A 26,567-nucleotide genomic window follows, 5' to 3' on the forward strand; every position below is an offset into this window, starting at 1 on the left:
GAGGACGTGTTTAGGTGGAAAGGTTGGTACTGATATAGACGAAGAATATTTGTAATTCGTTGTCTTTCAATTGTTTTCTGTAAAAATAATGATTTCTTAAAACACAAAAGCATCTCCTTCATTTAATTCTATTAAGCTTTGAATGAGAATAGAAACAATATATTTACGAAGTATTAGATTTAAACACTGAGTAAATAGTACTTAGAAGATAAACCAGTCATTAAATGTCCTGAAATAATCTGATATTTTTTTCGTAATTTTGCAGTTCACAGAACTCATAGTACATGAAAAAAGTTAAGGTTGGCTTAGTTCAGATGTCTTGTTCGGCTGATGTGACCGAAAACACAAATAAAGCCATTGCAGGTATTAGGAAAGCGGCTGAGGATGGAGCAAATATTGTTTGTCTGCAGGAATTATTCACTTCTCTCTACTTTTGTGATGTAGAAGACCATGACAACTTCAAATTAGCTGAATCAATTCCGGGGCCTACTACAATGACATTGTCAGAGGTAGCCAAAGAAAATAATGTAGTAATTATTGCCTCACTATTCGAGAAACGTGCTGCAGGATTATATCATAATACTACGGCAGTAATCGATGCTGATGGGACCTATATGGGTAAATATCGTAAAATGCATATACCGGATGACCCTGGTTATTATGAAAAGTTTTACTTTACACCAGGAGACTTAGGTTATAAAGTATTTGATACCAAATTTGCCAAAATAGGGGTTTTAATCTGTTGGGATCAATGGTACCCTGAAGCTTCAAGAATTACTTCATTGATGGGCGCGGAGGTTTTGTTTTTCCCTACTGCCATAGGTTGGGATACCAATGAAAAAGAAAATGAGGCAAATATTGAGCAATATAATGCATGGCAAACGATTCAACGTAGCCATGCCGTGGCAAACGGTGTGCATGTAGTATCTGTAAATAGGGTAGGGCGCGAGGCTGACCAGAAATTCTGGGGAGGTAGTTTTGTGGCTAATCCTTTTGGAAGCCTTCTTTATTTAGCATCGCACGATAAGGAAGAAGTGCATGTGCAGGAAATCGATTTAGCCTTAACAGAAAAATATCGAACCACCTGGCCATATTTAAGAGATAGAAGAATTGATAGCTACGGCCCGATTCTGAAAAGATATATTGACGAATAACCAAAAACAATCCAAGGAAAATTGCATCGGATTATCGATGATTTAATACAGTTTTTAGATGCTTACAATTAATAACTTATCTTTTTATTTTGGTGGAAGGGCCATCTTTGATGGTGCGAATTTACAGATTAAACCTAAAGATAGAATTGGACTCATTGGTCTGAACGGGATGGGTAAATCTACCCTTTTGAGGCTGATTGTCGGAGAATATCAGCCTGATGCAGGAAGTATCTCGAAATCCGGTGATACTACTATTGGCTTTTTGAATCAGGATTTATTGTCGTACCAAACGCAGGATTCTATTCTGGCGGTAGCTATGCAGGCTTTCGAGCGTGAAAACTACCTGCAAATTGAAATAGATAAGGTACTTCATGAAATGGAGGTGAATTATCGTGACGAATTGGTTGACAAATTGGGGCACTTACAAGAAGAGTTTGACCACTTGGGTGGATATACTATTCAATCGAAAGCGGAGGAGATTTTGGAGGGTTTGGGCTTTAAGACTGAGGAACTTCACAAACCTTTGAAAGAGTTTTCCGGAGGTTGGCGTATGCGTGTAATGTTGGCCAAATTGCTTTTGCAAAAACCATCGTTACTACTACTGGATGAGCCTACCAACCACCTGGACTTACCGTCTATCCAATGGGTAGAAAAATATATTGTGAACTACGAAAACGCAGTTGTGGTAGTATCTCACGACCGTGAGTTTTTAGATAATGTTTGTAATACAACTGTTGAGGTAACACAAAATAAACTGTGGTCTTACCCCGGCAATTACTCTTTCTTTGTAGAAGAGAAGGCTCTGAGAAGCGAGATTCAAAAGAGTGCCTTTGAGAATCAGCAGGCACAGATTCGCCAGACTGAGCGTTTTATTGAGCGTTTTAAAGCAAAAGCTTCCAAGTCTCGTCAGGTACAATCACGTGTAAAGGCATTAAACAAATTAGAGTTGATTGATGATGTAATTGATGCCAATGCACGGGTACACTTTAAGTTTAAGTTCAGTGTAAATCCAGGAAGAAACGTAATGGCTCTGGAACATGTGAACAAAGCCTATGGCGATAAGGTGATTCTGAAGGATTCAACCATTAATATTGAGAGAGGAGATAAAATTGCATTGATTGGTGCCAATGGTAAAGGTAAATCGACCTTATTGAGAATCATTGCCGGAACTGAAAATATAAACGGAACCCGAAAACTCGGACATAATGTTAACTTCTCGTTCTTTGCTCAGCACCAGTTGGAATCATTGCATATGGACGAAACCTTATTAGAAGAGTTGAAGTATGCGGATTCGGCTAAAACAGAGCAGGAATTGCGTCTGGTTTTAGGTTGTTTCCTATTCCAGGGCGAAGATGTTTTCAAGAAAATCAAGGTACTTTCAGGAGGTGAAAAGTCTCGTGTGGCTTTGGCAAAGGTATTGATTTCAGAAGCGAACTTCCTGCTACTGGATGAGCCTACCAACCACTTGGATATGCAGTCAGTAAACATTCTTATTCAGGCTCTTGACCAATACGAAGGTACTTATGTGGTAGTTTCCCATGATCGTCACTTTGTGAGTCAGGTAGCTAATAAAATCTGGTATATTGAAGATTATCAGATTAAAGAATATCCGGGCACTTATGATGAGTATGAAACTTGGGTAGAAGAAAATAAAAATATTAAGCAAACTGCTCCAACACCACCACCTGCACCTGTAAAGAAAGAAGAAAAGCCTGCTCCGGTAGCAGTTGTTAATTCTAAAAATCAGAATGAGATTAAAAAGCTGGAGCGTGAGATAGAAGAAATAGAAGCAAAAATTACTGATTTGGAGAAGAAGAAAACCATTGTAGAGGAAAAATTAGCAGACCCAACAATTTTTGGAGATAGTGCTACTCTACAAAAAACAAATAAAGACTACGAACAAATCAAATCGGAATTAGCAAAGCTGAATGAGATTTGGGAAGCAAAAATGATGGAGGTCGCTTAAAAAATAAAGCCTCATTTCTGATTTCAGAAATGAGGCTTTTAAATTTTACATTCGTTTCCATCTGAAAACTTCTTTTCCTGCTTTACCCATCACTCCGTCTTCCTTCCAGATAAAATCATAGAATACAATATCATTACCATCAAATTTATAACCATAGGTTTTGGTTTTGTCGCTATCTTTTTTGCCGAAATCAATTAAATCTATATTGGTTTGCGTAGTTACATAATCAACCCACACCCGATAGATATCATATCCATCTACGCCCAATAATTGATTATCCGCTCGTAACTCAATGGTTTTGCCTTGATTATCAAACTTGCCTATCCAGAATTTCTTCTCAACAAAGCCAATTTCATCTACTTTTTTGAAACTGGTATTCCCTAGTTTTAGGGTAGAGGCATCAATACTACCTGAATATTCAGGGGTTGGTTTGACCTCGTAAACATTAAACAATTCAAGTTTATCTCCATTCTTTACCTTATAGGCAGAGCCTTCGTGGAAATTCCAAACGAGATTTGCAGTGTCGGCAGCAGCATTAAATGAAACCATCACAGTATCAGCATAAACTTTTGCTTTTAATGGTGATTTGGTTTGTTCCAGCGTTTCTAAATAACGGGCATTTACCCAGACGCTGTTTCCTAAGTCAGATTTAAGTGGAGTTTCAATAGCAGTTGTAATTGTACTATCCGGAGCACTGGTCTTAGATTCAGAAGATGGCTTGTTGCAAGAGAAAATGACGGAACTTAAGGTTGCAAGGATGATAAGTTTTTTCATGATAAAACAATTTAGTGATTTAGTGAATGAGCGATTGAGTGAATACTATTTATTCTTAATTGAGACGTATAAAGATAAGGAGCTATGTTATTCATAAATTAAATAATTAATATCAAAATTATTTATCACTAAATCTCTCAATCACTCATTCACTCAATTTTATATAATTTCAATTCGCTCTCCTAATCTTAAAACTCTATAAGGTGTGCCATAATCGTCTGCCTTAACAATAAAGTTTTCAGGGTCTTCTGTATTAAATTCAAATAAATGATAATGGTGAGGGATAACCAGTTTGGCTTCAATCTCTTTCCCTAATCTGGCGGCTTCTTCAAAGTTTAAATTGCCAGCAACTTTTCTTTCTGGTTTATTTCCATTAATGGGTAGAAACGCAATATCAACATTATAAGGTTTTAAAATGTCAACCATTCCATCATACCTAAGCGTATCACCTGAATGGTATACTTTGTATTGACCAAATTCGGCTACAAAACCCATATATTTCAATTTGCCATTTTCATCTCTTTCTAAAGTGTTGTGGGCTGCCGGAACTCCATATAACTTAAAAGGATAAATTTCGATATGTTCGTTATCATTCAGGCATACCAGAAAATCTTTATCACATTTCAATCGTTCTGCTACAAATTTTCTATTGGCCTCAGGAATTACCATTGTAATGGTAGGGTTTTTCTCAAATATTGGTAGTAAAGTTTCAGCATCCAGATGGTCAGTATGGTTATGAGAGGAAGTTACTACATCAATCATGTCCAATTCCGATGGGTCAATCACTAATTCACTTATGCGGGTATGGGGCTTGTCGGTGTTGGCATATTTCTTAGTTAATGAATCTGATAAATAAGGGTCAAAAAGCAAATGTTTTCCCAGATATTGAATCAGAAAACCACTTTGTCCTAACCACCAGACTCTGAAACCTTCAGTTTGATGAATAGAACTTTTAATGTCATTTAATAACTCCTTGTATTTCTGAAAGGCTTGAATTAACATAATATCTATAATTTATCGTATCCTTCTGCAGGTTTCCAGTCAGATTTTGGTTCAAAATGATGCCATAATAAGGCTCCTATTTTACGTAACAGCTCGTAACCCTCATTTTCTCTTATCCAGGATTCATCTTTCTGATTTTTGGTAATTATACTGTATACATATTCACCATGAGGAGCATGTACTAATGCCGTTTCAGAACGGGAACGATTAACTGCGCCGTTTTTAGTGGCTGCTTTAATACTCTCAGGTAATTGAGAAAGTCCTTCCTTATCCCAGAATTGGCGGCCAAGGTTACGGTACATTCTATCAGAGTAAGCCAAAGAAAAGATTTGACCAGCGCGAATCATTGTTAACAGGTTAGCCATTTCTCTGGGAGAGGTTTGTCCCTAGCCATATTGGGTTCGATTGGTTTCTCTGCCAGGTGTTCTCGAATTAACTCTTGTTACCTGAAAACCTAAAGAATCTAATAGGGTATTGATTCTCTTACCCCCTCCTGATAATGCCTGCAACCATAAACTGCCTGTATTATCACTTATGGTGCACATGAGCATCATTACATAGCTGAGTGGTATTTTAGTGCTATCTTTTAACGAACCAACAATACCATCGTCGTATTTTAATGAATCTCTGTAAACTAATTCCTGCTCATATTTTAACGCTCCATGTCTGATTTTATCAAACGTACCAATCATAATTGGTATTTTAATCATACTGGCAGTCGGGAAAATCGTATCAGCATTGATAGCTGCAAATTTATTTGTTTTAAGATTATGGACATAAATGCCCACATCCCCTTTAAAACCTTTAATTGTCTCCTGAAGTTTGGTTTTTAATTTTAAATCTTCTTTTATTGTTTGTGAAAAAGTGCAGAAAGGATTGAAAAGAATGCTTAATAAAAGGATGAAGTGTATATTTTTTCTCATAGAGGTATAGTAAAGCCACGAATATAGGAATTTTTCCGTGGCTTTGGTAATACAGTTGTGTGGATATTCTTTTTTTAGCCACAAACATACTAAAGCTTTATTTTGGCTTCATACACCTGTTTTTCTTTGGGAGTAATATCTGCCAGTACATATCTTTCCTGACTGGTAATAGCCATTTCATCTAAGGCATCGACAGCATTTTTATAATTAGAGTCATCTGTGGCACGAATGATAACCGTAAAGTTTTCTGATTTTTTTGCAAGTTTTCTTTTTTGAAGAATTATTTGCCTAAGCGATACACCATAGTTCACTTCAATAAGTTGTGCAGTATTCAGGTCTTTATAATTCTTTTGATGCCAGAAAATTCTGTCGTCTTTCCCTAGAATCAGATTTATCGAATTACTTTCACCTATTTCGGGGATAATAGTTTTATTCCTATCAATGATATCAGGCATGTTTAGTTTCATCATGTTTGGTGACGAAAATGTGGTTGTGAACATGAAGAAAGTAATTAATAAGAACCCCAAATCGACCATAGGGGTCATGTCAACCCGCGCTACGCGGGTAGTAGTAGCTATTTCTGCCATTTTTGTAAGAGTTTAAGTTGAACGAAAAACTAATATTTAGAAATATGTCTAAATATCTAAATAAAATTTTAACTGCCAAATAAATTTTGAGAAATTATTTTGTGGAGCGAACTGTTCGATGCTCCCTTCCCGTTAGTAGTCTATAGAATGGGTAATTGATTGTAGATTTAAGAAGCAAAGGCCTGCAAATCGTCAGATTCAAAAACTTTCTTTCCTTTAATTCCTTTCTGTGCTGAATCAAGCATTGCAATGGCGACAGTCTCGCCTTTAATTGCTTTATTTTTTTTAGGAATAAGAAAATTGAAGGTTTTCATAATTACAGCTGCGAGTCCTTCCCCTGCACGGGATTCCTTGCGTTCACCTAAGAGAAGAGATGGGCGGAAGATAAGTAAACCAGGAAAATGCAAATCAGTTAATGCTTTTTCTATTTCACCTTTTACACGGCTATAGTAAAACATTGAACCTTCATTTGCACTTAAAGCCGACACAATGAGATACTGTCTAGCACCATTTTGAATGGCGGCCTTAGCTATTTCGAGAGGATAAGTGAAATCTACTTTATAGAAGGCTTCTTTTGAGCCAGCCTGTTTCATAGTAGCGCCAAGACAGCAGAATACATCGTCAGCGACCACCAGAGATTTATCGAAATTATCGAAATTGATAATGATTTGCTCCAGTTTCGGATGTTGGAAATCCAAAGGCTTCCTAGCCAAAACTTTTATCTTTGAGTAGGAGGGATGATTTAATATTTTCTGCGTCAGGTGCTTGCCTATTAATCCGGTGGCACCTACTATTAAAGCTGTTTTCATATCTTAACAAATAGCTATTATCGTCGCTTATTGAAATCAACTACTCTATAACTTATTAATTTTTCGGAACGAGCAGCTACAGGTTTATGATAAATAAAGATTTCGTAGGTGTTTTGAGTCTCTGCAAAATTTCCCTCAATAGCCGCTTCATCAGGTTTGCCATCTTTTGCTAAAACAAAGTTATAATTATATACTCCTTGTTTGAGTTGAATAGTGGCTATATATCCTCCAAAATTATTGTCGTAGGCCATTTCGTTAAGTTTATCCAAACGCCAGTCATTGAAACTCCCATTTACATAAACTTTTTCATTGGCATTTAATTCCTGGCTTTTTAAACCAAAAGTCATAAAAATATAATCAGCCTCAGTTTCTGCCTTGCTCCCTTCACGATTATCAATCACATACATACCATCAAAATCATTCGACTCTATATAAGCAGTTTCACTTCGATCTCTTTGTGGCGAAACCCACATATCGTCTTCTTTACCTCGATTGATTTTGTCGATAAAAAGACCTCTATTATAAGTACTTCTGGAGTCAAAGAAACGATATTCATTTGTGCCTAGGAAAACATTTTCATCATCAAAAAAGCGGAAATCTAATTGATTGGTAGAATTATTGACACTAAAAGGCTTTAAGTTTTTTACCACTTTATCCCAACGGTAATTTTGACGAATGATAATTTTAAACTCATCTCTTGGCGACATGACATTGTAAGAGCCATAATTTACCTGTAAGTCAATCTGTTGATGTGTTTTATATTTTGCTGGGTTTTGTGCCTGGCGAACTGTAGCCATAGAGCTAACGCCATTTTCATAAACCATAAACCTTCTTGAAAGCATAATATCATCACGACGGCGATCTTTCCAGACTACCACCAGATAATTACCCGAAATCAACACCTTAGGTAATTCAATTTTATAATGATAGAATGGGACTTTGGTATTTTGCGAAACCTGATAGTCGTTGATAATCAAATCATTATATTCTGGCATAAATTCCAATTCTGATAGAACCGACTGTTTCCAATCCATGCCGCAATGCAGTATTTTTACATGATATTGCTGATAAGTCGGATTTAAATCATCAAATTCAAGCCATAGACTATTATTATCATTCAATTGTACAACCGGAGGATTGAGACTCTTAGCTGGGTCAGCAGCATTGCCTATAAGTGGATACAATTGCACTGACCTTATATTAGGCTCATAAGTCGCATCTTCAAAGCGAAGTTGTTTAGTCTGGGCAGCAAGCCAATGTATAGGGAGTAGAAGAATAATTAAAAGGAGTTTTTTCATACAAAGCGGGGAAAATAAAATAACGACTAATTGAGTCAGTTGTTTTAATAACAAAGCAAAATGAAAACTCTTTTTAGTAGAAATAAAATATAAAAAGTGAGTTTTGTCTTTGCCTATTCACTCAATCACTAATTCACTAATTTTTATAAGATTTGCCCATCCTGCATCACTAATTTTCTATCTGACATATCGGCCAGATGTTCATTATGGGTGATAATTACAAAAGTCTGATTAAATTGTTTTCTTAATTCAAAGAATAAATGATGCAATTCTTCTGCATTTTTAGAGTCAAGATTACCACTTGGTTCGTCAGCAAAAACCACAGATGGGGAATTAATTAATGCTCTGGCCACTGCTACACGCTGTTGTTCGCCCCCTGATAATTCTGACGGAAAATGTTTAATTCTTTGACCTAACCCAAGTAATGTCAATAATTCAGTTGCTCGTTTTTCTACTGCTTCTTTGTCTTTTCCATTTGTTCTGCTCTGTTGAATCCATGATGGAATACATACATTTTCCAGGGCTGTAAACTCGGGCATCAGATTATGAAATTGAAAAACGAAACTAATTTTTTCATTGCGAAAACGAGCTAACTCCTTATCCTTTAGTGAACTATAGTTAATATTGTCAAGCAAAACCTCTCCCGAATCGGCCTTGTCAAGTGTGCCCAGTATATGCAATAGCGTAGTTTTTCCTGCGCCGGAAGCACCAACGATAGAAACAATTTCACCCTGATTGATTGTGAGGTCAATTCCTCTTAATACCTGCAGATTTCCGTAGCTTTTTCTTATGTTTTTTGCTTGTAGCATATCCTTTTATGGAATGATTCCTTAGAATCTTATAACCTTTTCTATGAATTTCAATATATCTAAGAAGATTTAAAAAATCATCTGCCGACATTTAGCAAAGTAAGTGATATTTAATTGATAATTAATAATTGTTCACTAAATTAGCGCAAATTTTATAACCTCTAAAATCACTTTACATGAACGTTCACGAGTATCAAGGTAAAGAAATACTAAGCCGTTATGGTGTACGAATCCAACGTGGGATAGTTGCCGAAACTCCGGAGCAGGCAGTAGCTGCTTATAAGCAGATTGCCGAAATGACTAATTCTAAATTTGCCGTAGTTAAATCACAAATACATGCAGGTGGACGTGGAAAAGGTAAAATTGTAGGTACCGAACAACGTGGTGTACAATTAGCTAAGTCTGCCGAAGATGTAGAGCGTATTTCTTCAAACCTATTAGGAAATGTTTTGGTTACGCTTCAAACCGGGGAGGCTGGCAAAACTGTTAACAAAATTCTTGTTGCAGAAGATGCTTACTATCCTGGAGATAGCGAACCTAAAGAATATTATATGGGTATTTTGCTTGACCGTGCAAAAGCCTGCAATGTTATCATGGCTTCAACTGAAGGTGGTATGGACATTGAAGAGGTTGCTGAGCATCATCCTGAAAAAATCATAAAAGAGTGGATCGACCCACGTGTAGGTTTACAAGCATTTCAGGCTCGTAAAATCGCTGATAAATTGGGTTTAACAGGCGAAGCCAACAAAGAAATGGTGAAATTTGTTGGGGCTTTATATAAAGCTTATGTAGAGTCTGACTCATCAATGTTTGAAATCAACCCGGTCTTGAAAACATCTGATAATAAGATTTTAGCAGTTGATGCGAAAGTAAATCTGGATGATAATGCTTTATATCGTCACCCTGATTTATCGCCAATGCGTGATAAAGCTGAGGAGGATCCATTGGAAGTAGAAGCCTCTGAAAGCGACCTGAACTATGTGAAACTTGACGGAAACGTAGGTTGTATGGTAAATGGTGCAGGTTTGGCGATGGCAACTATGGACATCATCAAGTTATCAGGTGGTGAGCCTGCCAACTTCCTTGACGTGGGTGGTGGAGCAAATGCTAAAACGGTTGAGGCAGGTTTCAGAATCATTCTGAAAGACCCGAACGTAAAAGCGATTCTGATTAATATCTTTGGTGGTATTGTTCGTTGCGACCGCGTAGCAACGGGGGTAGTAGAAGCTTACAAAGCTATCGGCGAAATTCCTGTGCCAATCATCGTTCGTCTGCAAGGAACAAACGCGGCAGAAGGTGCAAAAATCATCAATGATTCAGGATTGAAAGTTTACTCAGCAATTCTATTAAAAGAAGCCGCTGAATTGGTAGAGAAAGTATTGAAAGAAGCGTAAGAGAATACTTAGTGATTTAGTGATTGAGTGAATGAGTGATTAAATTTAGCTCATTATTTAATCACTAAATCACACAATCTCTCATTCACTCAATTTCCCATCAATCCTTATGCGCAGCGGCAGTCTTCTGGCAACAGTCCGGTAAGGCATCATGTGCTTTTTGGTCTGCAACAACCTCATCTGCATCATAACCGATTTTTGAAATCGCATTTTTAATCTTTTCAGGATTGGTTTTCTTCGGGTTATAAGTAACCGTTACGACTTTATCATCTAAGTTAAGATTCGACCCTACAATGCCTTTGGTTACACCCAAGTCACGTTCAATACGTTTTTTGCACATACCACATATAGCCGAAGTTTTCAGTTTAACTTCAGCAGTTTTAGGTGGATCTTCTTTGGTAAAACCACTAAAGATTGTCGCAAAAAAAAGGATAAATAAGATGTTTTTCATTTTTGTGTATTGTTTAGTTATATAAAACGATTATTCTCTTAAAACAATTCCGTTAGGGTTCAAACCCACGGGAATATCAGTTACTTTTTCATGATTAACTGTATTAATTACTGATACCGTATTCCCTTTTTGATTTACCACATAGGCTATTTTATCATCTTTTGAAAAGGTAATTGCGTGTGCATCGTCATTGGTAGCAATAGTTGATTTCAAAACCCATCTGTCAACTTTGCGTTCAAAATAAGCTACTTTATTATCTCCTGCCTGGCAAATCCAAAGTTCATTTAAGGTTTTGTTATAGGCCATTTGCCCGGGTTTAAAATCTAAATCTATATACTCATCAAAATTCAATGTTTCAGGGTCGATTATGTTGACTGTTTTGAGATTCTTATTTTCAACATAAATCTTCCCGTCACTAACAGCCCAAACATTGGTAGGGAATTGATCTACCTTGATGAATTTTTCAACTTTCTTAAGCTTAGTGTTTACCGCCACGATAAAACTACTTTCTCCTAAAGCGACAATGGCATAATCGCCATTTTTTGTGAAAACTACTTCTGATGGATCAGCACCTAAAGGAATCGTTGATTTTAGAATACCTGTATTGGCATCGTAAACGTACATTTCTCCGGAATGATTGGCAGAAGCCGACCAGATTTCGGTATTATCTGGTGAAAAAATCGCATTAAAATTTACTTTTTCTAAAGATATTTTCAATAAACTTTTACCATTTAAGGCATCTATTACAGCAATTCCTCCCTTTTTATCAGTTGCCTGATGCAATAAATCATGGCTTTGTGTAAAATCAAATTCAGGTAAGGCAACAGCTAACTTTTTACCATCTGGCGATAACTGAATATGATGTGGGAACCTACCTAAATCGGTTAGTTGTATGATTTTCTTAACAACTCGCTCATTCAGATTAATAATGGAAACTGTATTGCTGCCACCGTTTACTACATAAGCTGCCGGAAAATCAATATTCTCAGTTTTAATTTCTTCTTTGGGTTTACAAGAAAAAAGCGGAAGAAGTAGGGAGTAACAAAATGCCTGATAAATCTTCATCATATAATTAATTACCTTTTCATTTTTAACGTTCAATACCTTTCGTATGGTATTAGCCGAACGTTAAATTATACCTCCTAATTTATATCTTGTACCAAAATAAATAATTCTACCAACAATTGGCCCCCACGCACTACCGGCGTCAAATCTTGTTCCGAATGGAGTCTCTGGGGTCACAATAGGGTTTTTCTGTGTAAAATTATTGAGATTTTCACCTCCTAAATATACATCCCAGCGACGGAATGAACGGGAAACCTGTGCATTGATATTGATAAAGGCTGGAGCGTACTGAATAGGCATGCTTTCATAACTCGTGTGCTGATAATTGGGAGATAAATTAGGCACTCGGCGAGTACCGTTATATTGCAAGGTGAAGTCCCATTTCCATTTGTCATAAGGTAATGCATACCCAACATTAAACAGGATGCGGTCTCTTGGAATAAACATCTTTCTGACCGTAATATCCTGATTAAAAGGTTTACCTAAAGTATTCCAGACATCGGTATATCGATAAGCAATTTTAAACTCTAAACGGTTTACTGGTACTAAATTTAATTCAATCTGTGCTGAGTTGGCATAGTTTCGTTTCGAGTTCCAATTGCCTGGTGAATTATAGAAATACAAAAACTGCGGATGTTCTGTATCTGCTATTAGCTGATTAACAAAATTGGTACGATAGACATCCAGAATCAGGCTCGATTTACCAAAATGTCTTGTATAACTAATCCCATAATTCCAGGCAATCTCAGGTTTTATTCTGTCTAGAAATCTTACTGTTCTTGAGCTAACCAGGTTACCAAAATACTCTGCAAATGGATTTGGTGTTCTGAATCCTTTTCCGGCTGAGATGCGCAATGCATTATCAGGATTTATATTATACAAAACATGTAGGCGAGGAGTAAAGATTGTTCCATAAAGATTATGAAAATCGGTTCTTACTCCGGCTACTGCTGTAATCTTGTCTAAATACTTATAAGTATATTCAAAAAAAGCTCCCGGAACTATTTCTGTTCTCTTCATTAAGGTATCAGCAAATCTTTCCCGATAATCATCATACATAAAGCTTAGGCCTGTTTTATAAGTATGATTGGTGTTCCCGATAATATCCTGATAAATCAGATTCCCATAAACTGTATTTTGTCTACCATCGTAAGGCCTGAAACCAAACGTTGATTCTGAATCATGAATAACGCCATTCAAAATTAAACCTAAACCACGATAGGGCTTATTTGGAAACAATTTTGCAGTTTTGGAGAAAACCTCAAACCTATTGGTTTTATTAGTAAAACGGTAAATTATATCATCCAACGACAATGGATTCTTGACGATTTGTCCACCCAGACGGTCTTCATGCAAAAACTTGATACCAAATTGTGCCATCATTTTATCAGATTCGTATTTCCATCGATTGATAAAATTGGCTTGAGTATATTTAGGCAAATCATAAAAATTGTCGTGGTTTTTATCAATATTGCTCTGTAAAGTTGAGCCATGTGTCAATAAGCCAACAGACCATTTAGGTTTACCATTTTTTCGGCTTAAAATCTTTGCCAGATTCAGATTTACCTCGCCGCGTCCCAAACTGTTTACATAGGTATTTAAATACACTCTTTCAGAAATATCCGGTTTTTGTAATTCCACATTTATCTGCCCTGTCATTGACTCATAGCCATTTATAATAGAACCTGCTCCTTTACCTATATCAATTGATTGTACCCATGTACCAGGAATATAGTTCAGTCCGAATGTAGTAGCCAAACCTCTTAAGGATGGCACATTCTCTACATTCATTTGTACATATGTACCAGCCAGACCCAATAATTGAATCTGCTTAGCACCTGTCACTGCATCAGAATAACTGACTGATACAGAAGCATTGGTCTCAAAACTTTCAGACAGATTACAACATGCTGCCTTAGCTAAGGCTTTTGAAGTAATAATTTCAGTTTGAATAGGAGACAACTTGTCTATTGCAGTAGAACCACTTCGCACCACTACTTCCTGCAACTGATTTTCTGATTTCAGATATACTTTCAAATCTGTTTCATTAGTAATATTCAATGTATCAGACTGATAACCCACAAAACTTATAATCAATTGATTGGATTTAGTACGGGGTATTGAGAACTTGCCCTCTATATCTGTTTGCGTAGCTATTTTTGTGCCTAACCAATATACAGTAGCACCAACAATAACTTCTTCTTTGACATTGGAATTATCAAGCACTACTCCAGTTACGTTTTGGGCGAAAGTGGAGGTAGTAAGCAGAACCAAGGTAAAACAGACAATACTTTTTATATATTCATTTAAACTTTTCATTTACTTCTCTTTTATCGAAATCTTCAGAATTTCTGAATCTATCGTTTAGCATATTAATAAACAACTAACATGGCTGCAGCCATGCCCACCATCAATAAATCTTCTATAATAGTAACAGTGCTCATCGGTAAATTAAAGACAGCCCCAAGACACGCACAGCGTATCTTTTTCTTATTGAGTACACTTTGTATAACACCAACAGAACTAAATCCCATTACGATAATAGTGGCAATATTAGTTGCTTGTGGTTCAAAATTTACGAGATAAGCAATTCCTAATGCCAACTCAATGAATGGATAGACGAACCCATAAACCGGAACTTTCATGGCTAGTAAATCATACATGGCATAACTTTCAGCAAAGCCTTTTAAATCTAGAAACTTGAAAAATGAAAAGACCAGGAAAAAGCCTGCCATAAAATGGCTCATGAAGTGCATGACACTAAAGTGCTCCAATTCAAAAATATTCGCATGAAAAGCAGTTATTGCTGATACCCCAGTAATAAATGCAAAAATCAAAAGCAAAGGCTTATAGGTAGCGAACCAGCTTTTGGGCTGCTCTTCTTCAAAAGCTATTGAATGAACCGGCATAATAGCTTTTTCGGTAATGCTGTATTTTGGATATGGTTTTAACACTTCCTGAAATTTAGAGACAGGGATATGCTTTTCCATTTCAATAGTCGCCGTGTTATGAGCCTTGTCAGGAGTAACTGATTTTACACCTTCTACATTTCCTAATACATGTTGTATCTTATATTCGCATGCCTCGCAGGTCATGCCTGTAACTTCATATGTATGTGTCATTGTTCTGATTATTTAATGATACAAAGGTAGGAGGTTGGCTCCACCCATGCGTTACAGAATTTTATATGAGACTTACATGATTTTTGACTGCATCAATAGAAAGACGGGTATTCTGATTATTTCTTTTGAACTCACTAGGTGAAATTCCCTCTATTTGCTTAAATTGATTTGACAAGTGCGCTACACTGCTATAATCCAATTGCCAGGCAATTTCTGAGAGATTCACTTCTCCATTGAGTAATAAAGCCTTGGTGCGCTCAATTTTCTGGGCAATGATATATTTTTCAATAGTTGTTTTCTCAACCGAAGAGAATAGATTACTTAGATAAGAATATTCGTACCCTATTTTCTTAACCAGAAAATCAGAGAAGTTTTGCGAAGCGAGCTTTTCGCCTTTATGATGGTGTATTTCGTTGATAATCAGGTGCTTGATACGCTCTATAATAGAAGCCCTATGGTCTTCAATTAATTCAAAGCCCTCTTTTTGAAGTGTATTTTGAATTATGTCGTATTGGATATTATCGCCTGTCAAGTTAATAGTAGCAATACCTAGCTCTACTTTAGAAACATTCAGGCCAATCTTTTCTAACTCTTCGCGTACAACTCGCACACAGCGGTTGCACACCATATTTTTGATTAATAATTGCATAGATATTCAGTTAAATAATGAGCAATTTAGCAGCTGGAAAAGCAGCATAAACAGAAAAGCCACAAACCCTGTTGATTTGCGGAAACTCAATTATTTAACAATATCAGATTAAGAAAGATTGCTTGGCGGTAATGATTTCTCGCCCATTATGTTGAGGGGGAGATGTAGTATTGGCTAAAGAAGAACTCTGGCTATTAAAAATAGTTTCAATAATGGTTTTAACCATTTCATGAACAGTAGCCTTAAACCAGTCTAATGTACTTTGTGTGAATTTGGCAACCAGTTGAGAGGCAGAAGAAGAGTATTCGACGTTTTCGTATTTCTCTTCTTCAGTACAACAAGAAGATTTTTTTACAACGGCATTCTTGTTATTGAGCGGGAAATGCTTTTTGTCTTTTACAGCACAACATAAATCACCCTTTTTATGAAGAGAAGTAGTTTTCCCTTTCACAATACACGAGTGTTCAACAAAGCCGAAGCCAGTGCTACTTAGCAGTACAACAACTGCCATCATAACGTTGAACAACCTGAATAATGTCTTTTTCATTAGTGCATGAGTGAAATATATACAAATGTAACTATTCGGAACGAGATTTCCAAGATAAACTTGTAATATTTAAGCCAAGCGGCTACCATTTGGTACTTTTCTTTCGGATTCCGATAGCACTACAGCGCCACCCTCCAGAATAAAGCCAGTAGTGAGTACCTCTGACATAAAATCGGCGATCTGGCGGGGAGGGAAGTTGGTTACACATATCACCTGTTTTCCTAATAATTCTTCTTTGGTATAAAAAGTAGTAATCTGTGCCGAGGACCGTTTGATGCCAATCTCTGACCCTAAATCAATCAATAACTTATAAGCAGGTTTTCGGGCTTTTGGAAAATCATCTACCTGAACGATTGTTCCCGCTCTGAGTTCCACTTTCTCAAAATCCTCCCAACTGATAGTCTCTTTTTCCATAACTCAAAATTCGTTTTCAAATTGAGCCCATAGTGCAATGGCTTTATCCTGAATCAATTTAGGCAATTTCTTAAACGCTGTATCGGGTGTCATTTCTCTTGGCGTTTTAAACTCCTTAATAATGGTTTTACCTCTTACAGCTGCTTTAGTACCATTCTCCAGAACCATCAATTTTAAGCCTGATGTACTAACATCACCTTTACAACCGGTCTTATACATAAAAATGATTTCGGCGTAACCATTTTTGTCTAAATCATTAATCGTAAATGAGTCTTTTATAATCTCTAATTGATTATCTACCGGACAATCCCTTTCAAAATCGGTAATTTCCCTCAGCATTTTAGGTTCCTTTTTATCATTTTCGATAAAATGCTCTACCCACATTTTTTTTGTTGTATAATCATCTTTTACATTTTCTTCAGTCGTGGCAATGACATAATTTACCCCATTTTTATCATTGAACTGAACTTTCTTTATTACCTCAACTCCAAGGATATTGAATTTTTTGATAGTTTCAGGCGGAATAGTTTGAACAGCGATTTTTTGCGCTAAGCTATTAAAGCCCAGAATTAGGAGAAGAAATGATTTAACAAAGATTTTAAAGATTGGTCGGTTCATCAGATAGTTTGTTATTATTCAACGATAGCTGCTTCACAAATATAGGTAGGGATAATACCTGAGCTCTGGATTTTTACTTCTGCATCTTCTGCTTGGGTATTGCCACTTAATACTAAAACTGTATCAAGGCCGAATTTATTACCACCCAGAATATCAGTGTGCAAGGTATCACCGACCATAAGTATATCTTTTTTCTCTATGCCCGCACTTTTGATATGTTCGTAAGCAAAAATAAACATCTGTGAGTCTGGCTTGCCAAAACCTACAAACTGTTTGCCTACGATAGATTCAATCATATCAGATATGCCACCCATGGCAATGGCAATTTCTTTTTTCGATACGGGATAAGTGGCATCTGTATTGGCTACAATTACAGGAATATTCTTTCTACGAAGCAGGTTAATAGTTTTGTTTAAATCTGTTTTCCAGTCAAAGCCTTCATCGTCCAGAAAAGCCAAAGCCTGAATATCAGTCAGGTTGTCAATATCCAGCTCACTAATAGGGACTGCTTCTAACCCCAAAGTTTCGATGTAGTAAGCAGAATCTTCTGTACCCAGAAAAACTACTTTACCTTTTTTGACTTTTTGCTTCAGGTAATCCATCGCCAACATGCCAGATGATATAATATTGGAAATAACAATATCTTCAATACCTAAATGATGGTATGAATCAGCTAATTGCTGAGGTTTCCTTGAAGCATCATTGGTAAGGATATAAAATTCTTTGTTGGTTTCTTTCAGGTATTCAAAAGTTTTTTCAACGCCAGGAATCAAGCCATTATAATTCTTCAATACGCCATAAGCATCGAAGAAGACGACTTTATAATTTTCCAGAACTGTTTTGAAATCATGAATCTTCATGTAAGGTAATAGGTGGTTTGGTTAATAGTTTTATAAATTCAAAGCCTTCAAAATCTTATCTGCATCAAATTCTTTTTCAATTGATGGGAAATATATCTCGTAAGCTTCTCTTTGTAGTTTTGTGGCATAAGTCCGATGGAAAAAGTACCTGCCGTATTTGATGACATAGTTTAATATAAAGAATCGGTACGCTTCTTTCATGAATCGGACTTCATTTTCAGTTAATGGGTAAACTTTATGGTATTCCTGTAAAAAGATAATGAATCGGTCTTCCATCAATGGACCGATATAGTAACTGAATACAGTTCTATCTCCCACATTGGAAACTACTCTACTGAAGAAATAAAAATCCATCACCCGATAACTGATCCTAAACCAGTCATAATCCCATCGGGAGTAGAGTTCCAGGTTTTTAGTTACTGAGAAGTTCCCGATATTCCAATCCATAAAAACGGGCATGGTTTCTACAGTCTTCGCAACCAGTTTCTGTCTATTCTCTAAAAATATCTCGCATTGCTTTTTTAAATCATCGATATGCATCCGATGTTCAAACTCTCCGACTTCTGTATTCAGAATGTTTAATAAATCCTGAATATCAGAGCGTAATGTTTTGTAAGCTTTAGGCAAAACAGTACTTACTCTCGCACATGCTTTATGAAATTTGGCTATTTCAGTTCCTAGCTTTCGGATATGTTCTTCATCTAAACGGCGAGGGAGACGATGCAAACTTCTGATTGGATTATAGAACACAACCCATGCATCAATCTCGCCTTGTTGAAAACGATAAGTATATACTTCATTATCTTTTACCAGAGATTTTGCTAACACATTTTCAAACGGATACAGGAGATTATTAGATAAGGCATGAATTATCTGATGGTCTTCTTTGAAATGTTCATAAGTGCCAAAATACGATAGTTTGGCAATAATCATATCATCATTATCAAATTTAACCCTAAAAACATGATTAGTTGAAACCTTTGCACTGATGTCTTCAACGTGGACAATTGTTTTAGAGTTATCAAAATTTGCCCAAGCTAGCTTTATAATGGTCGGATAGTCTATGATTCTCATGTGTAGTGGCAATAACTATTTTTTCCTGGTTACTTCTTTGTAGGCCGTCTCTAAGGCATCATGCAGCACTTCTTTTTCTATCAGATTCAATTCAAATAATGTCCAACCCTGTTTTCCCCATTTATTTGGCACAGGATAAACTATAGTCTTGTCTAAAGAACAGAAAACAGACTGGTCAATTTCAGAAAGTTTCAGACAGGCTCGTTTATCATGACTAGAGTAGGTGGCAAAGATTTTTTTCTTCGCTCTGAACGAAGTTTTTTCAAAATGCGGCTGTTCAATCGTTTCGGGAAACGAAAGTGCTATTTCTCTAAGAGTTGCTTCATCTACCATAATCAGAGAAGATTATTTTTACAATGCCCAAATATACTTAACACTTCTTGATTTAAAAGGATAGTGGAATGGTAGTTTTTTTTCTGCTAGCCGTATAATGATAAAAAAACTTGTATTCCTACCATTTTATATTGATATTCGAGAGTAATTTTCATTCAACTAACTGATGAATTATCAGAGATTAACCTGGATAAGCCTGTTTGCCGCAGTTCTAATAGCTATTGCCTCTGTGTATCATTTCACACGAGATAAAATCAGCTATAATCAAGAAATTCGTCCTATTTTCAATAAAAAATGTATTGTTTGTCATGGAGGTGTAAAGAAAAGTGGGGACTTCAGCCTGCTTTTTAGAGAAGAAGCATTGGCAAAAGCTAAATCCGGTAAATTCGCCATTATCCCCCATGATGCCGGTAATTCTGAATTAATAAAACGCCTGAAATCTCATGATGTGGAAGAGCGTATGCCTTTGGAGGCTGAACCGCTAAGCAATGAAGAAATCAGCAAAATAGAAAGATGGATAAATGAAGGCGCTAATTGGGAAGACCATTGGTCGTATATCAAACCTGATAAATCTATTAGTCCGCCTGATGTGAGTGATAAGTGGATAGCGAATGATATTGATAAGTTTGTGCTGGATAAACTGAATCAGGAAGGATTAAAGCACTCGCCTGAAACCGATAAAACGACATTGTTGAGAAGACTTAGTTTAGATTTAATAGGCTTGCCGCCAGGTATTGAGGAAACACAGGCATTTTTGAAAGATACCAGTCCGAATGCCTACGAAAAACAAGTGGACAGACTTCTGAAATCTTCTCACTTTGGTGAGCGTTGGGCAACTATGTGGCTTGATTTGGCGCGTTACGCAGACTCAAAAGGCTACGAAAAAGATTTAGACCGCAGCATCTGGCAATATCGTGACTGGGTAATCAGGGCGTTTAATGACGATATGCCTTTTGACCAATTTACTATTCAACAACTGGCTGGTGATTTACTACCAAGATCAAATTCAATTACTGCTAAAGAAATAGAAAATCGGCTGATAGCTACGGCTTTTCACAGAAATACCATGGCTAATGACGAGGGTGGTACGAATGATGAAGAGTTCAGAAATATGGCTTTGCTCGACAGAGTTTCTACAACCTGGGAGGTATGGCAGGGAACAACAATGGCCTGCGTGCAATGCCATAGCCACCCCTATGATCCTTTCCGTCATAAAGAATTTTATCAGTCTTTTGCGTTCTTCAATAATACCCAAGACAGAGATTTATATAATGACAAACCTTTGCTGAAAACCTATTCAGTTGAAAAGGAAAAAGAAGTAAAGAATATGCTGACCTGGTTGAAGAATGTTGAGAAGAATCCAACACCCATTTCTCCTAATATTCCATTAGATAAGCAAAAGCAAGACTATTTAAGGCGAATGGGTATCTATCGTATAGAAGCTGAGGAGTTTGATAGCGCTAGCAGGCATATTGAATTGTGGAATAACCAGAAAACAATTATGCAAACCACTGATGGGGCTTATACCGTGTATGAAGATGTGGATTTGACAGGCGTTTCCCAGGTTACTTATGGATATCAGAGTGGTGCTGAGAATTTGTTTATAGAAATGCGTTTGGGGAGTTCGGAAGGAGAGTTAATTAGCAGAGTTGAAACAAAATGTAGCGAAGAAAAAGTAAATGATAGTTGGTCGAGATGGAAAGATTATACAACTTCAACGGGAAGAGTGAAACCAACCAAAGGATTGCACGATGTATATCTGGTTTATAAAAAAGGCAAAAACTTCTGGACAGACCTGATTCATTTAGACTGGATGGATTTACAGTATAAAACTCCATTGAAAAACAGTTATCCAAAAGCTTTCAGAGATTCTTTAGATAAATTGATGAAAATTGAGAGCAACGGCACTCCTGTTATCATGGAAATGAACCCGAACAGGGCAAGAAAAACACATGTCTTCATCAGAGGTAATTGGATGGTACATGGCGATGAAGTGAAGCCAGCTATGCCGGGTTCTTTACCAGACATGAAGAATTTTCCTGCCAACAGACTAGGTTTTGCAGAATGGTTGGTTAGTAAAGATAATCCGTTGACGGCAAGGGTGATGGTAAACCGTTTCTGGGAACAATTATTTGGCAATGGGATAGTTGAATCCTTGGAAGACTTTGGGACAATGGGCGCAAAGCCCACTCATCCTGAGTTATTAGACTGGCTTGCTGTAAAGTTTATGGGTGAGCAAAACTGGAGTGTAAAGAAACTGTTGAAATTGATGGTGATGTCTGCGACTTACCGACAATCAGAGATAGTTGATAAAGAATTATTAGAAAAAGATCCTCGTAATCTGTTTTTAGCCCGAGGACCGAGGATAAGACTATCCTCAGAACAAATCAGAGATCAGGCATTGTTTGTGAGCCAATTATTAAATGAAGAAATGTACGGACCAAGTGTTCGTCCACCAAATCCAACAGATGAAGGTTGGAAGAATGAGCCAAAGAAAAACCTGTTCAGAAGAGCGGTCTATACTTACTGGAGACGCACGAACCCATATCCATCCATGATTACCTTTGATAGTCCGCAAAGGAATGTTTGTACTTCTCGCCGTATCCGAACTAATACGCCTTTACAGGCTCTGACAACTTTGAACGATACAGTCTATTATGCAGCTGCTCAGAATATTGCCCTGAAAATGAAAGATGTGCCAGGTACTCGGGTAGAAGATAAGCTGAAAGTGGGGTATCAATACCTTTTCCAGAGGGCACCATCACCCACTAAAACTAAATTATTATTTCAGTTGTATCAGGAAGCTTTACTTGACTTGAGGAAAAAGGAAAGGAAAGAGGCTGAATTAGACGCGCTAACACTTGCAGCTAATGCCATGATGAACTTAGATGAATTTCTGACAAAATGAAAAGAATATCAGTATCTGAAGAAGCTTTTTTTGACGAAGCAAAATATAATACCCGAAGACATTTTCTGAAGCAATGTACCTCGGGACTAGGTGGGTTGGCGATTTCATCCATGTTAGGAGGTTGCTTCGGAGAATCATCTAAACCATTGCTTGATGAAAATCCATTAGCTGTAAGACCTTCTCATTTTAGTCCAAAGGCTAAACGCATTATTTTTATGCATATGGAGGGTGCACCCTCCCAATTAGAATTGTTCGATTATAAACCTGAACTGGCTAAACTGGATGGACAACTTTGCCCACCTTCATTATTAGAGGGGAAAAGGTTTGCTTTTATCAAAGGAGTGCCTAAAATGTTAGGCCCTCAGGCCACTTTTCAGCAGCATGGGCAATCAGGAAATTGGTTTTCAGATTATTTTAATTACTTGCCTAAACTGTCGGATGATTTGACTTTCCTGAAAGCTATGCATACAGATGAGTTTAATCATGCTCCGGCACAGTTATTTATGCATACTGGTGCGAGCCGGGTAGGCAGACCAAGTATGGGTTCCTGGATTACTTATGGTTTAGGGTCAGAAAATCAGAACTTGCCGGGGTATGTAGTATTAGTATCAGGTTCAGAACCGAGTGCGGGTAAATATTTATGGGGTAATGGCTTTTTGCCATCCGTTTATCAGGGTGTGCAATGTCGCTCTAAAGGTGATCCGGTTTTATATATTAATAACCCGAGCGATATTGATAGTAGTCTTCGCAAGAAGTCTATTGAAACCATCAATAAAATTAATGAACTTACTTATCAGGAAATTGGCGATCCTGAAATTCTGACTCGAATTTCTCAATACGAGTTGGCCTATCGCATGCAGGCAGAAGTACCTGGAACAATGGATATTTCAGGAGAACCTGCCTATATTCACGAATTGTATGGCACTCAACCCGGTAAATCAAGTTTTGCTAATAATTGTCTTCTAGCCAGAAAACTGCTGGAAAAGGGTGTGAGAGTCGTACAATTATTTGACCGTCGATGGGATAATCATGGAACAGATGCCGGAAGTGGGGTAGATATTGGCTTACGCAGAAATGTGGAGTACGTAGATAAACCTATCTCCGCACTGATTTTAGACTTAAAACAAAGGGGATTATTAGAAGATACTTTAATAGTATGGGGTGGCGAATTTGGTAGAACACCCATGATGGAAAACAGGGCAGGAGATAACGATACACCTTATAAAGGTCGGGATCATCATGTGGATGCCTTTACGATGTTTATGGCAGGTGCGGGATTAAGGCATGGTTATTCACATGGAGAAACAGATGAAATAGGATACTATGGTGTAAAAGGTAAAACTCACATCCATGACCTACAGGCAACTATTTTACACTTAATGGGTTTTAATCATGAAAAGCTGGTTTTCCCGTTCCAGGGTAGAAATTTCAGATTGACTGATGTGGCAGGGAAAGTGATTAATGAGGTTTTGGCATAGAATCGTATATAAGGCTCTGTGAAATTCCGTGCCTGACTTAGTGTACCTCTGTGGTAAAATATTAAATCAAAAAGCCTGTCTTTAAATAATGAGAAGACAGGCTTTTATATAAGTCAACTTAAATTACTTCAAACTCCCCACCATATCCTCAGGCTTCACCCAGGCATCAAATTCTTCTGATGTCAGATAACCTAATTTAATGGCAGTTTCTTTTAGTGTACTACCGTTTTTATGTGCCGTCTGTGCAATTTCAGCTGCTTTGTAATAACCGATTTTAGTATTTAACGCCGTAACCAGCATCAACGAGTTATCTACATGTTTTTTGATATTGTCTTTCAATGGCTCAATACCTACGGCACATTTATCATTAAATGATACACAACCGTCTCCAATCAAACGAGCTGAATGTAAGAAGTTGAAAATCATTACCGGTTTAAAAACATTCAGTTCGAAATGACCCATAGCTCCTCCCACATTAATAGCCACATCGTTACCCATTACCTGAGCCGCAATCATAGTTAAAGCTTCGCATTGCGTAGGATTTACTTTACCCGGCATGATAGACGAACCAGGTTCGTTATCCGGAATAAAGATTTCACCAATACCAGCGCGAGGACCAGATGATAACATTCTGATGTCGTTGGCTATTTTCATTAAGCTAACTGCTACTGTTTTCAAAGCGCCATGTGCCTCCACAATGGCATCATGAGCAGCTAAAGCTTCAAATTTGTTTTCAGCTGTAATGAATGGAATACCGGTTAAGTTAGCAATATGTTTAGCTACCGATTCTGAATAACCCTCAGGCGTATTGATACCCGTACCAACGGCTGTACCGCCCAAAGCTAGTTCTGAAAGGTGTGCTAATGTATTTTTAATCGCCTTTAGTCCGTGGTCTAATTGAGAAACATACCCTGAAAATTCCTGGCCAACGGTTAATGGTGTAGCATCCATAAAGTGGGTTCTACCTATTTTCACTACGTTCATAAATGCCGTCGATTTCTCAGCAAGTGTGTTGCGTAGCTTTTCAATTCCCGGTATGGTTGTTTCAATCAACATTTTATAAGCAGCAATATGCATCGCTGTCGGGAATGTATCATTTGATGATTGAGATTTGTTTACATCATCATTCGGGTGTAAAAATTTCGTTTTATCGCCTAATTCACCACCTTGCAATACATGCCCGCGATACGCAATTACCTCATTACAGTTCATGTTCGATTGTGTGCCCGAACCTGTCTGCCATACTACCAGAGGAAACTGATCGTCCAGCTTTCCGTCAAGGATTTCCTGACATACGGTACCAATCAAATCTGCCTTTTCTTTAGGTAATACACCTAATTCATGATTCGTCAAAGCTGCTCCATGTTTCAGGTAAGCAAAAGCCCTGATGATTTCCTTAGGCATTTTATTAATATCTTGAGCAATCTTAAAGTTTTCAATAGAACGTTGTGTTTGTGCACCCCAATAAACATCAATTGGCACCTGAACCTCGCCCATTGTATCTTTTTCTATTCTGTATTGCATGTTTTTTTATGAATTAGAAATGATCGGTTAAAATGAAATTTCGTTGCAAAAGTAAATCAGAAAAAGACAGGCTGGTAGCTTTTTCTCATTTTTTATCACAAACTTTCATAAAAAAAGCACGACCTATAGTCGTGCTTCAATATATGGTTTACTATCATATTTCTTCTCTTAAAGTCAGAATTACTATTTTAAAGGCACATAAATAAACGCTCATCGATGTTTGTGCCGATAAGAGTCTTTACTCTATACCTGAAAGATTAGTTTAATCTGAATGGGGCTATCAGACCGAATTCAGGAATCATAACTCTGAATTTCTTTCCATCTGCCAAGCGTTCCATGACATACGAACCTGTCATTTTTCCAATTGATGATTTCAGGCTGCATCCTGATATATACTCATGACTTTCACCTGGTTCTAAAATAGGAGTAAGGCCAACTACGCCTTCACCCTCTATTTCCCGTATAGTCGCATTTGAGTCGAAAATTATCCATTTTCGTCTTTGCAATTGTACGGTGTTGTGACTGTGATTTTCGATCCGGATTCTGTAGCTAAAAACAAAATGGGACTGGTAAGGGCTCGAATACTCTGGTTGATACTCAGTAAGCACACTAACCCTTACGCCCTCAGTTGATGCCGTAATTGTGGTCATAATTTATAGTAGATTCATCGGCATATTTAAAATGCCTGTGTATTTTTTAACAATTTGGGAAATCGTTCTGTAAAGTAACAAATTTCTATTATAATTGATGTTATAATCAAATCTTTTTTTTGTAAAAAGTTCTTAAACGGTGCCATAATGAATTTAAA

The 26,567-nt window shown here is 37.1% G+C and carries 24 protein-coding genes and 1 pseudogene; 5 read left to right on the forward strand and 20 right to left on the reverse strand.

The genetic code is table 11. The features are described from left to right. Positions 1 to 284: 284 nt before the first annotated feature. Both D0T08_RS24335 and D0T08_RS24340 read left to right on the forward strand, forming a co-directional pair. The gene (locus tag D0T08_RS24335) at positions 285 to 1,154 is read left to right on the forward strand and encodes a carbon-nitrogen hydrolase (RefSeq protein WP_116985359.1); all 870 of its coding nucleotides are present in this window, start codon (positions 285 to 287) and stop codon (positions 1,152 to 1,154) included. A 58-nt stretch (positions 1,155 to 1,212) separates the two neighbouring features. After that, the gene (locus tag D0T08_RS24340; protein WP_116985360.1) at positions 1,213 to 3,120 is read left to right on the forward strand and encodes an ABC-F family ATP-binding cassette domain-containing protein; all 1,908 of its coding nucleotides are present in this window, start codon (positions 1,213 to 1,215) and stop codon (positions 3,118 to 3,120) included. Positions 3,121 to 3,165: 45 nt separating this feature from the next. On the opposite strand, the gene D0T08_RS24345 is transcribed toward D0T08_RS24340, so the two are convergent. From D0T08_RS24345 to D0T08_RS24375, 7 genes and pseudogenes are all read right to left on the reverse strand, one after another. Then, a complete protein-coding gene (locus tag D0T08_RS24345; RefSeq protein ID WP_116985361.1) occupies positions 3,166 to 3,894 on the reverse strand; it encodes a hypothetical protein in 729 nt (242 codons plus the stop codon). 159 nt (positions 3,895 to 4,053) lie between these two features. Further along, a complete protein-coding gene (locus D0T08_RS24350; protein ID WP_116985362.1) occupies positions 4,054 to 4,896 on the reverse strand; it encodes an MBL fold metallo-hydrolase in 843 nt (280 codons plus the stop codon). Positions 4,897 to 4,901: 5 nt separating this feature from the next. Next, a pseudogene (locus tag D0T08_RS24355) lies at positions 4,902 to 5,819 on the reverse strand (serine hydrolase). Positions 5,820 to 5,908: 89 nt separating this feature from the next. Further along, entirely contained in the window at positions 5,909 to 6,406 is a 498-nt protein-coding gene (locus tag D0T08_RS24360; RefSeq protein ID WP_116985363.1) for a biopolymer transporter ExbD, read from the reverse strand. Positions 6,407 to 6,573: 167 nt separating this feature from the next. Then, positions 6,574 to 7,215, reverse strand: a complete 642-nt coding sequence (locus D0T08_RS24365; RefSeq protein ID WP_116985364.1) for an oxidoreductase — start codon at positions 7,213 to 7,215, stop codon at positions 6,574 to 6,576. Positions 7,216 to 7,232: 17 nt separating this feature from the next. Beyond that, positions 7,233 to 8,513: a type IX secretion system plug protein domain-containing protein gene (locus D0T08_RS24370; RefSeq protein ID WP_116985365.1), complete on the reverse strand. Its 1,281-nt coding sequence runs from the start codon at positions 8,511 to 8,513 to the stop codon at positions 7,233 to 7,235. A 143-nt stretch (positions 8,514 to 8,656) separates the two neighbouring features. Beyond that, positions 8,657 to 9,322: an ABC transporter ATP-binding protein gene (locus tag D0T08_RS24375; protein WP_116985366.1), complete on the reverse strand. Its 666-nt coding sequence runs from the start codon at positions 9,320 to 9,322 to the stop codon at positions 8,657 to 8,659. 176 nt (positions 9,323 to 9,498) lie between these two features. Here D0T08_RS24375 and sucC point away from each other — a divergent pair, with 176 nt between their 5' ends. After that, a complete protein-coding gene (gene sucC, locus D0T08_RS24380) occupies positions 9,499 to 10,716 on the forward strand; it encodes an ADP-forming succinate--CoA ligase subunit beta (RefSeq protein WP_116985367.1) in 1,218 nt (405 codons plus the stop codon). 100 nt (positions 10,717 to 10,816) lie between these two features. On the opposite strand, the gene D0T08_RS24385 is transcribed toward sucC, so the two are convergent. From D0T08_RS24385 to D0T08_RS24435, 11 genes are all read right to left on the reverse strand, one after another. After that, a complete protein-coding gene (locus tag D0T08_RS24385; RefSeq protein WP_116985368.1) occupies positions 10,817 to 11,167 on the reverse strand; it encodes a heavy-metal-associated domain-containing protein in 351 nt (116 codons plus the stop codon). Between the two features lie 30 nt (positions 11,168 to 11,197). Further along, entirely contained in the window at positions 11,198 to 12,235 is a 1,038-nt protein-coding gene (locus D0T08_RS24390) for a YncE family protein (RefSeq protein ID WP_116985369.1), read from the reverse strand. Positions 12,236 to 12,295: 60 nt separating this feature from the next. Continuing rightward, positions 12,296 to 14,551 (reverse strand): TonB-dependent receptor, encoded by a 2,256-nt coding sequence (locus D0T08_RS24395; protein ID WP_116985370.1) that lies wholly within the window; start codon positions 14,549 to 14,551, stop codon positions 12,296 to 12,298. A 53-nt stretch (positions 14,552 to 14,604) separates the two neighbouring features. Beyond that, positions 14,605 to 15,354 (reverse strand): heavy-metal-associated domain-containing protein, encoded by a 750-nt coding sequence (locus D0T08_RS24400; protein ID WP_116985371.1) that lies wholly within the window; start codon positions 15,352 to 15,354, stop codon positions 14,605 to 14,607. A gap of 61 nt (positions 15,355 to 15,415) precedes the next feature. Beyond that, positions 15,416 to 16,003, reverse strand: a complete 588-nt coding sequence (locus D0T08_RS24405) for an AraC family transcriptional regulator (RefSeq protein WP_116985372.1) — start codon at positions 16,001 to 16,003, stop codon at positions 15,416 to 15,418. A 103-nt stretch (positions 16,004 to 16,106) separates the two neighbouring features. After that, entirely contained in the window at positions 16,107 to 16,550 is a 444-nt protein-coding gene (locus D0T08_RS24410; protein WP_116985373.1) for an HYC_CC_PP family protein, read from the reverse strand. A 69-nt stretch (positions 16,551 to 16,619) separates the two neighbouring features. After that, the gene (locus D0T08_RS24415) at positions 16,620 to 16,964 is read right to left on the reverse strand and encodes a tRNA-binding protein (RefSeq protein ID WP_116985374.1); all 345 of its coding nucleotides are present in this window, start codon (positions 16,962 to 16,964) and stop codon (positions 16,620 to 16,622) included. Between the two features lie 3 nt (positions 16,965 to 16,967). Continuing rightward, entirely contained in the window at positions 16,968 to 17,582 is a 615-nt protein-coding gene (locus D0T08_RS24420; protein ID WP_116985375.1) for a M949_RS01915 family surface polysaccharide biosynthesis protein, read from the reverse strand. A 14-nt stretch (positions 17,583 to 17,596) separates the two neighbouring features. Beyond that, complete coding sequence (locus D0T08_RS24425; protein ID WP_116985376.1) at positions 17,597 to 18,442, reverse strand: HAD-IIA family hydrolase; 846 nt, start codon at positions 18,440 to 18,442, stop codon at positions 17,597 to 17,599. Between the two features lie 30 nt (positions 18,443 to 18,472). After that, positions 18,473 to 19,516: a hypothetical protein gene (locus D0T08_RS24430; protein ID WP_116985377.1), complete on the reverse strand. Its 1,044-nt coding sequence runs from the start codon at positions 19,514 to 19,516 to the stop codon at positions 18,473 to 18,475. A 15-nt stretch (positions 19,517 to 19,531) separates the two neighbouring features. Continuing rightward, positions 19,532 to 19,849: an MmcQ/YjbR family DNA-binding protein gene (locus D0T08_RS24435; protein WP_116985378.1), complete on the reverse strand. Its 318-nt coding sequence runs from the start codon at positions 19,847 to 19,849 to the stop codon at positions 19,532 to 19,534. A gap of 166 nt (positions 19,850 to 20,015) precedes the next feature. Between D0T08_RS24435 and D0T08_RS24440 the strand changes: the two genes are divergently transcribed. Together D0T08_RS24440 and D0T08_RS24445 are read left to right on the forward strand one after the other, a co-directional pair. Beyond that, positions 20,016 to 22,757, forward strand: a complete 2,742-nt coding sequence (locus tag D0T08_RS24440) for a DUF1553 domain-containing protein (RefSeq protein WP_116985379.1) — start codon at positions 20,016 to 20,018, stop codon at positions 22,755 to 22,757. After that, the gene (locus D0T08_RS24445; RefSeq protein WP_116985380.1) at positions 22,754 to 24,235 is read left to right on the forward strand and encodes a DUF1501 domain-containing protein; all 1,482 of its coding nucleotides are present in this window, start codon (positions 22,754 to 22,756) and stop codon (positions 24,233 to 24,235) included. Before D0T08_RS24440 ends, D0T08_RS24445 begins: the two co-directional genes overlap by 4 nt. A 123-nt stretch (positions 24,236 to 24,358) precedes the next feature. On the opposite strand, the gene fumC is transcribed toward D0T08_RS24445, so the two are convergent. Then, positions 24,359 to 25,759, reverse strand: a complete 1,401-nt coding sequence (gene fumC / locus D0T08_RS24450; protein WP_116985381.1) for a class II fumarate hydratase — start codon at positions 25,757 to 25,759, stop codon at positions 24,359 to 24,361. A gap of 257 nt (positions 25,760 to 26,016) precedes the next feature. Then, a complete protein-coding gene (gene apaG, locus D0T08_RS24455) occupies positions 26,017 to 26,409 on the reverse strand; it encodes a Co2+/Mg2+ efflux protein ApaG (protein ID WP_116985382.1) in 393 nt (130 codons plus the stop codon). Positions 26,410 to 26,567: the final 158 nt, after the last annotated feature.

Origin of the sequence: Emticicia sp. C21 (assembly GCF_003418935.1) — a bacterium.
Classification (GTDB): Bacteria; Bacteroidota; Bacteroidia; order Cytophagales; family Spirosomataceae; genus Emticicia.

Excerpts from the sequence above, each read along its gene's own strand:
- D0T08_RS24335 (WP_116985359.1), top strand. The coding sequence starts at position 285 with ATGAAAAAAGTTAAGGTTGGCTTAGTTCAGATGTCTTGTTCGGCTGAT.
- D0T08_RS24340 (WP_116985360.1), top strand. The coding sequence starts at position 1,213 with ATGCTTACAATTAATAACTTATCTTTTTATTTTGGTGGAAGGGCCATC.
- D0T08_RS24345 (WP_116985361.1), bottom strand. The coding sequence starts at position 3,894 with ATGAAAAAACTTATCATCCTTGCAACCTTAAGTTCCGTCATTTTCTCT.
- D0T08_RS24350 (WP_116985362.1), bottom strand. The coding sequence starts at position 4,896 with ATGTTAATTCAAGCCTTTCAGAAATACAAGGAGTTATTAAATGACATT.
- D0T08_RS24360 (WP_116985363.1), bottom strand. The coding sequence starts at position 6,406 with ATGGCAGAAATAGCTACTACTACCCGCGTAGCGCGGGTTGACATGACC.
- D0T08_RS24365 (WP_116985364.1), bottom strand. The coding sequence starts at position 7,215 with ATGAAAACAGCTTTAATAGTAGGTGCCACCGGATTAATAGGCAAGCAC.
- D0T08_RS24370 (WP_116985365.1), bottom strand. The coding sequence starts at position 8,513 with ATGAAAAAACTCCTTTTAATTATTCTTCTACTCCCTATACATTGGCTT.
- D0T08_RS24375 (WP_116985366.1), bottom strand. The coding sequence starts at position 9,322 with ATGCTACAAGCAAAAAACATAAGAAAAAGCTACGGAAATCTGCAGGTA.
- sucC (WP_116985367.1), top strand. The coding sequence starts at position 9,499 with ATGAACGTTCACGAGTATCAAGGTAAAGAAATACTAAGCCGTTATGGT.
- D0T08_RS24385 (WP_116985368.1), bottom strand. The coding sequence starts at position 11,167 with ATGAAAAACATCTTATTTATCCTTTTTTTTGCGACAATCTTTAGTGGT.
- D0T08_RS24390 (WP_116985369.1), bottom strand. The coding sequence starts at position 12,235 with ATGATGAAGATTTATCAGGCATTTTGTTACTCCCTACTTCTTCCGCTT.
- D0T08_RS24395 (WP_116985370.1), bottom strand. The coding sequence starts at position 14,551 with ATGAAAAGTTTAAATGAATATATAAAAAGTATTGTCTGTTTTACCTTG.
- D0T08_RS24400 (WP_116985371.1), bottom strand. The coding sequence starts at position 15,354 with ATGACACATACATATGAAGTTACAGGCATGACCTGCGAGGCATGCGAA.
- D0T08_RS24405 (WP_116985372.1), bottom strand. The coding sequence starts at position 16,003 with ATGCAATTATTAATCAAAAATATGGTGTGCAACCGCTGTGTGCGAGTT.
- D0T08_RS24410 (WP_116985373.1), bottom strand. The coding sequence starts at position 16,550 with ATGAAAAAGACATTATTCAGGTTGTTCAACGTTATGATGGCAGTTGTT.
- D0T08_RS24415 (WP_116985374.1), bottom strand. The coding sequence starts at position 16,964 with ATGGAAAAAGAGACTATCAGTTGGGAGGATTTTGAGAAAGTGGAACTC.
- D0T08_RS24420 (WP_116985375.1), bottom strand. The coding sequence starts at position 17,582 with ATGAACCGACCAATCTTTAAAATCTTTGTTAAATCATTTCTTCTCCTA.
- D0T08_RS24425 (WP_116985376.1), bottom strand. The coding sequence starts at position 18,442 with ATGAAGATTCATGATTTCAAAACAGTTCTGGAAAATTATAAAGTCGTC.
- D0T08_RS24430 (WP_116985377.1), bottom strand. The coding sequence starts at position 19,516 with ATGAGAATCATAGACTATCCGACCATTATAAAGCTAGCTTGGGCAAAT.
- D0T08_RS24435 (WP_116985378.1), bottom strand. The coding sequence starts at position 19,849 with ATGGTAGATGAAGCAACTCTTAGAGAAATAGCACTTTCGTTTCCCGAA.
- D0T08_RS24440 (WP_116985379.1), top strand. The coding sequence starts at position 20,016 with ATGAATTATCAGAGATTAACCTGGATAAGCCTGTTTGCCGCAGTTCTA.
- D0T08_RS24445 (WP_116985380.1), top strand. The coding sequence starts at position 22,754 with ATGAAAAGAATATCAGTATCTGAAGAAGCTTTTTTTGACGAAGCAAAA.
- fumC (WP_116985381.1), bottom strand. The coding sequence starts at position 25,759 with ATGCAATACAGAATAGAAAAAGATACAATGGGCGAGGTTCAGGTGCCA.
- apaG (WP_116985382.1), bottom strand. The coding sequence starts at position 26,409 with ATGACCACAATTACGGCATCAACTGAGGGCGTAAGGGTTAGTGTGCTT.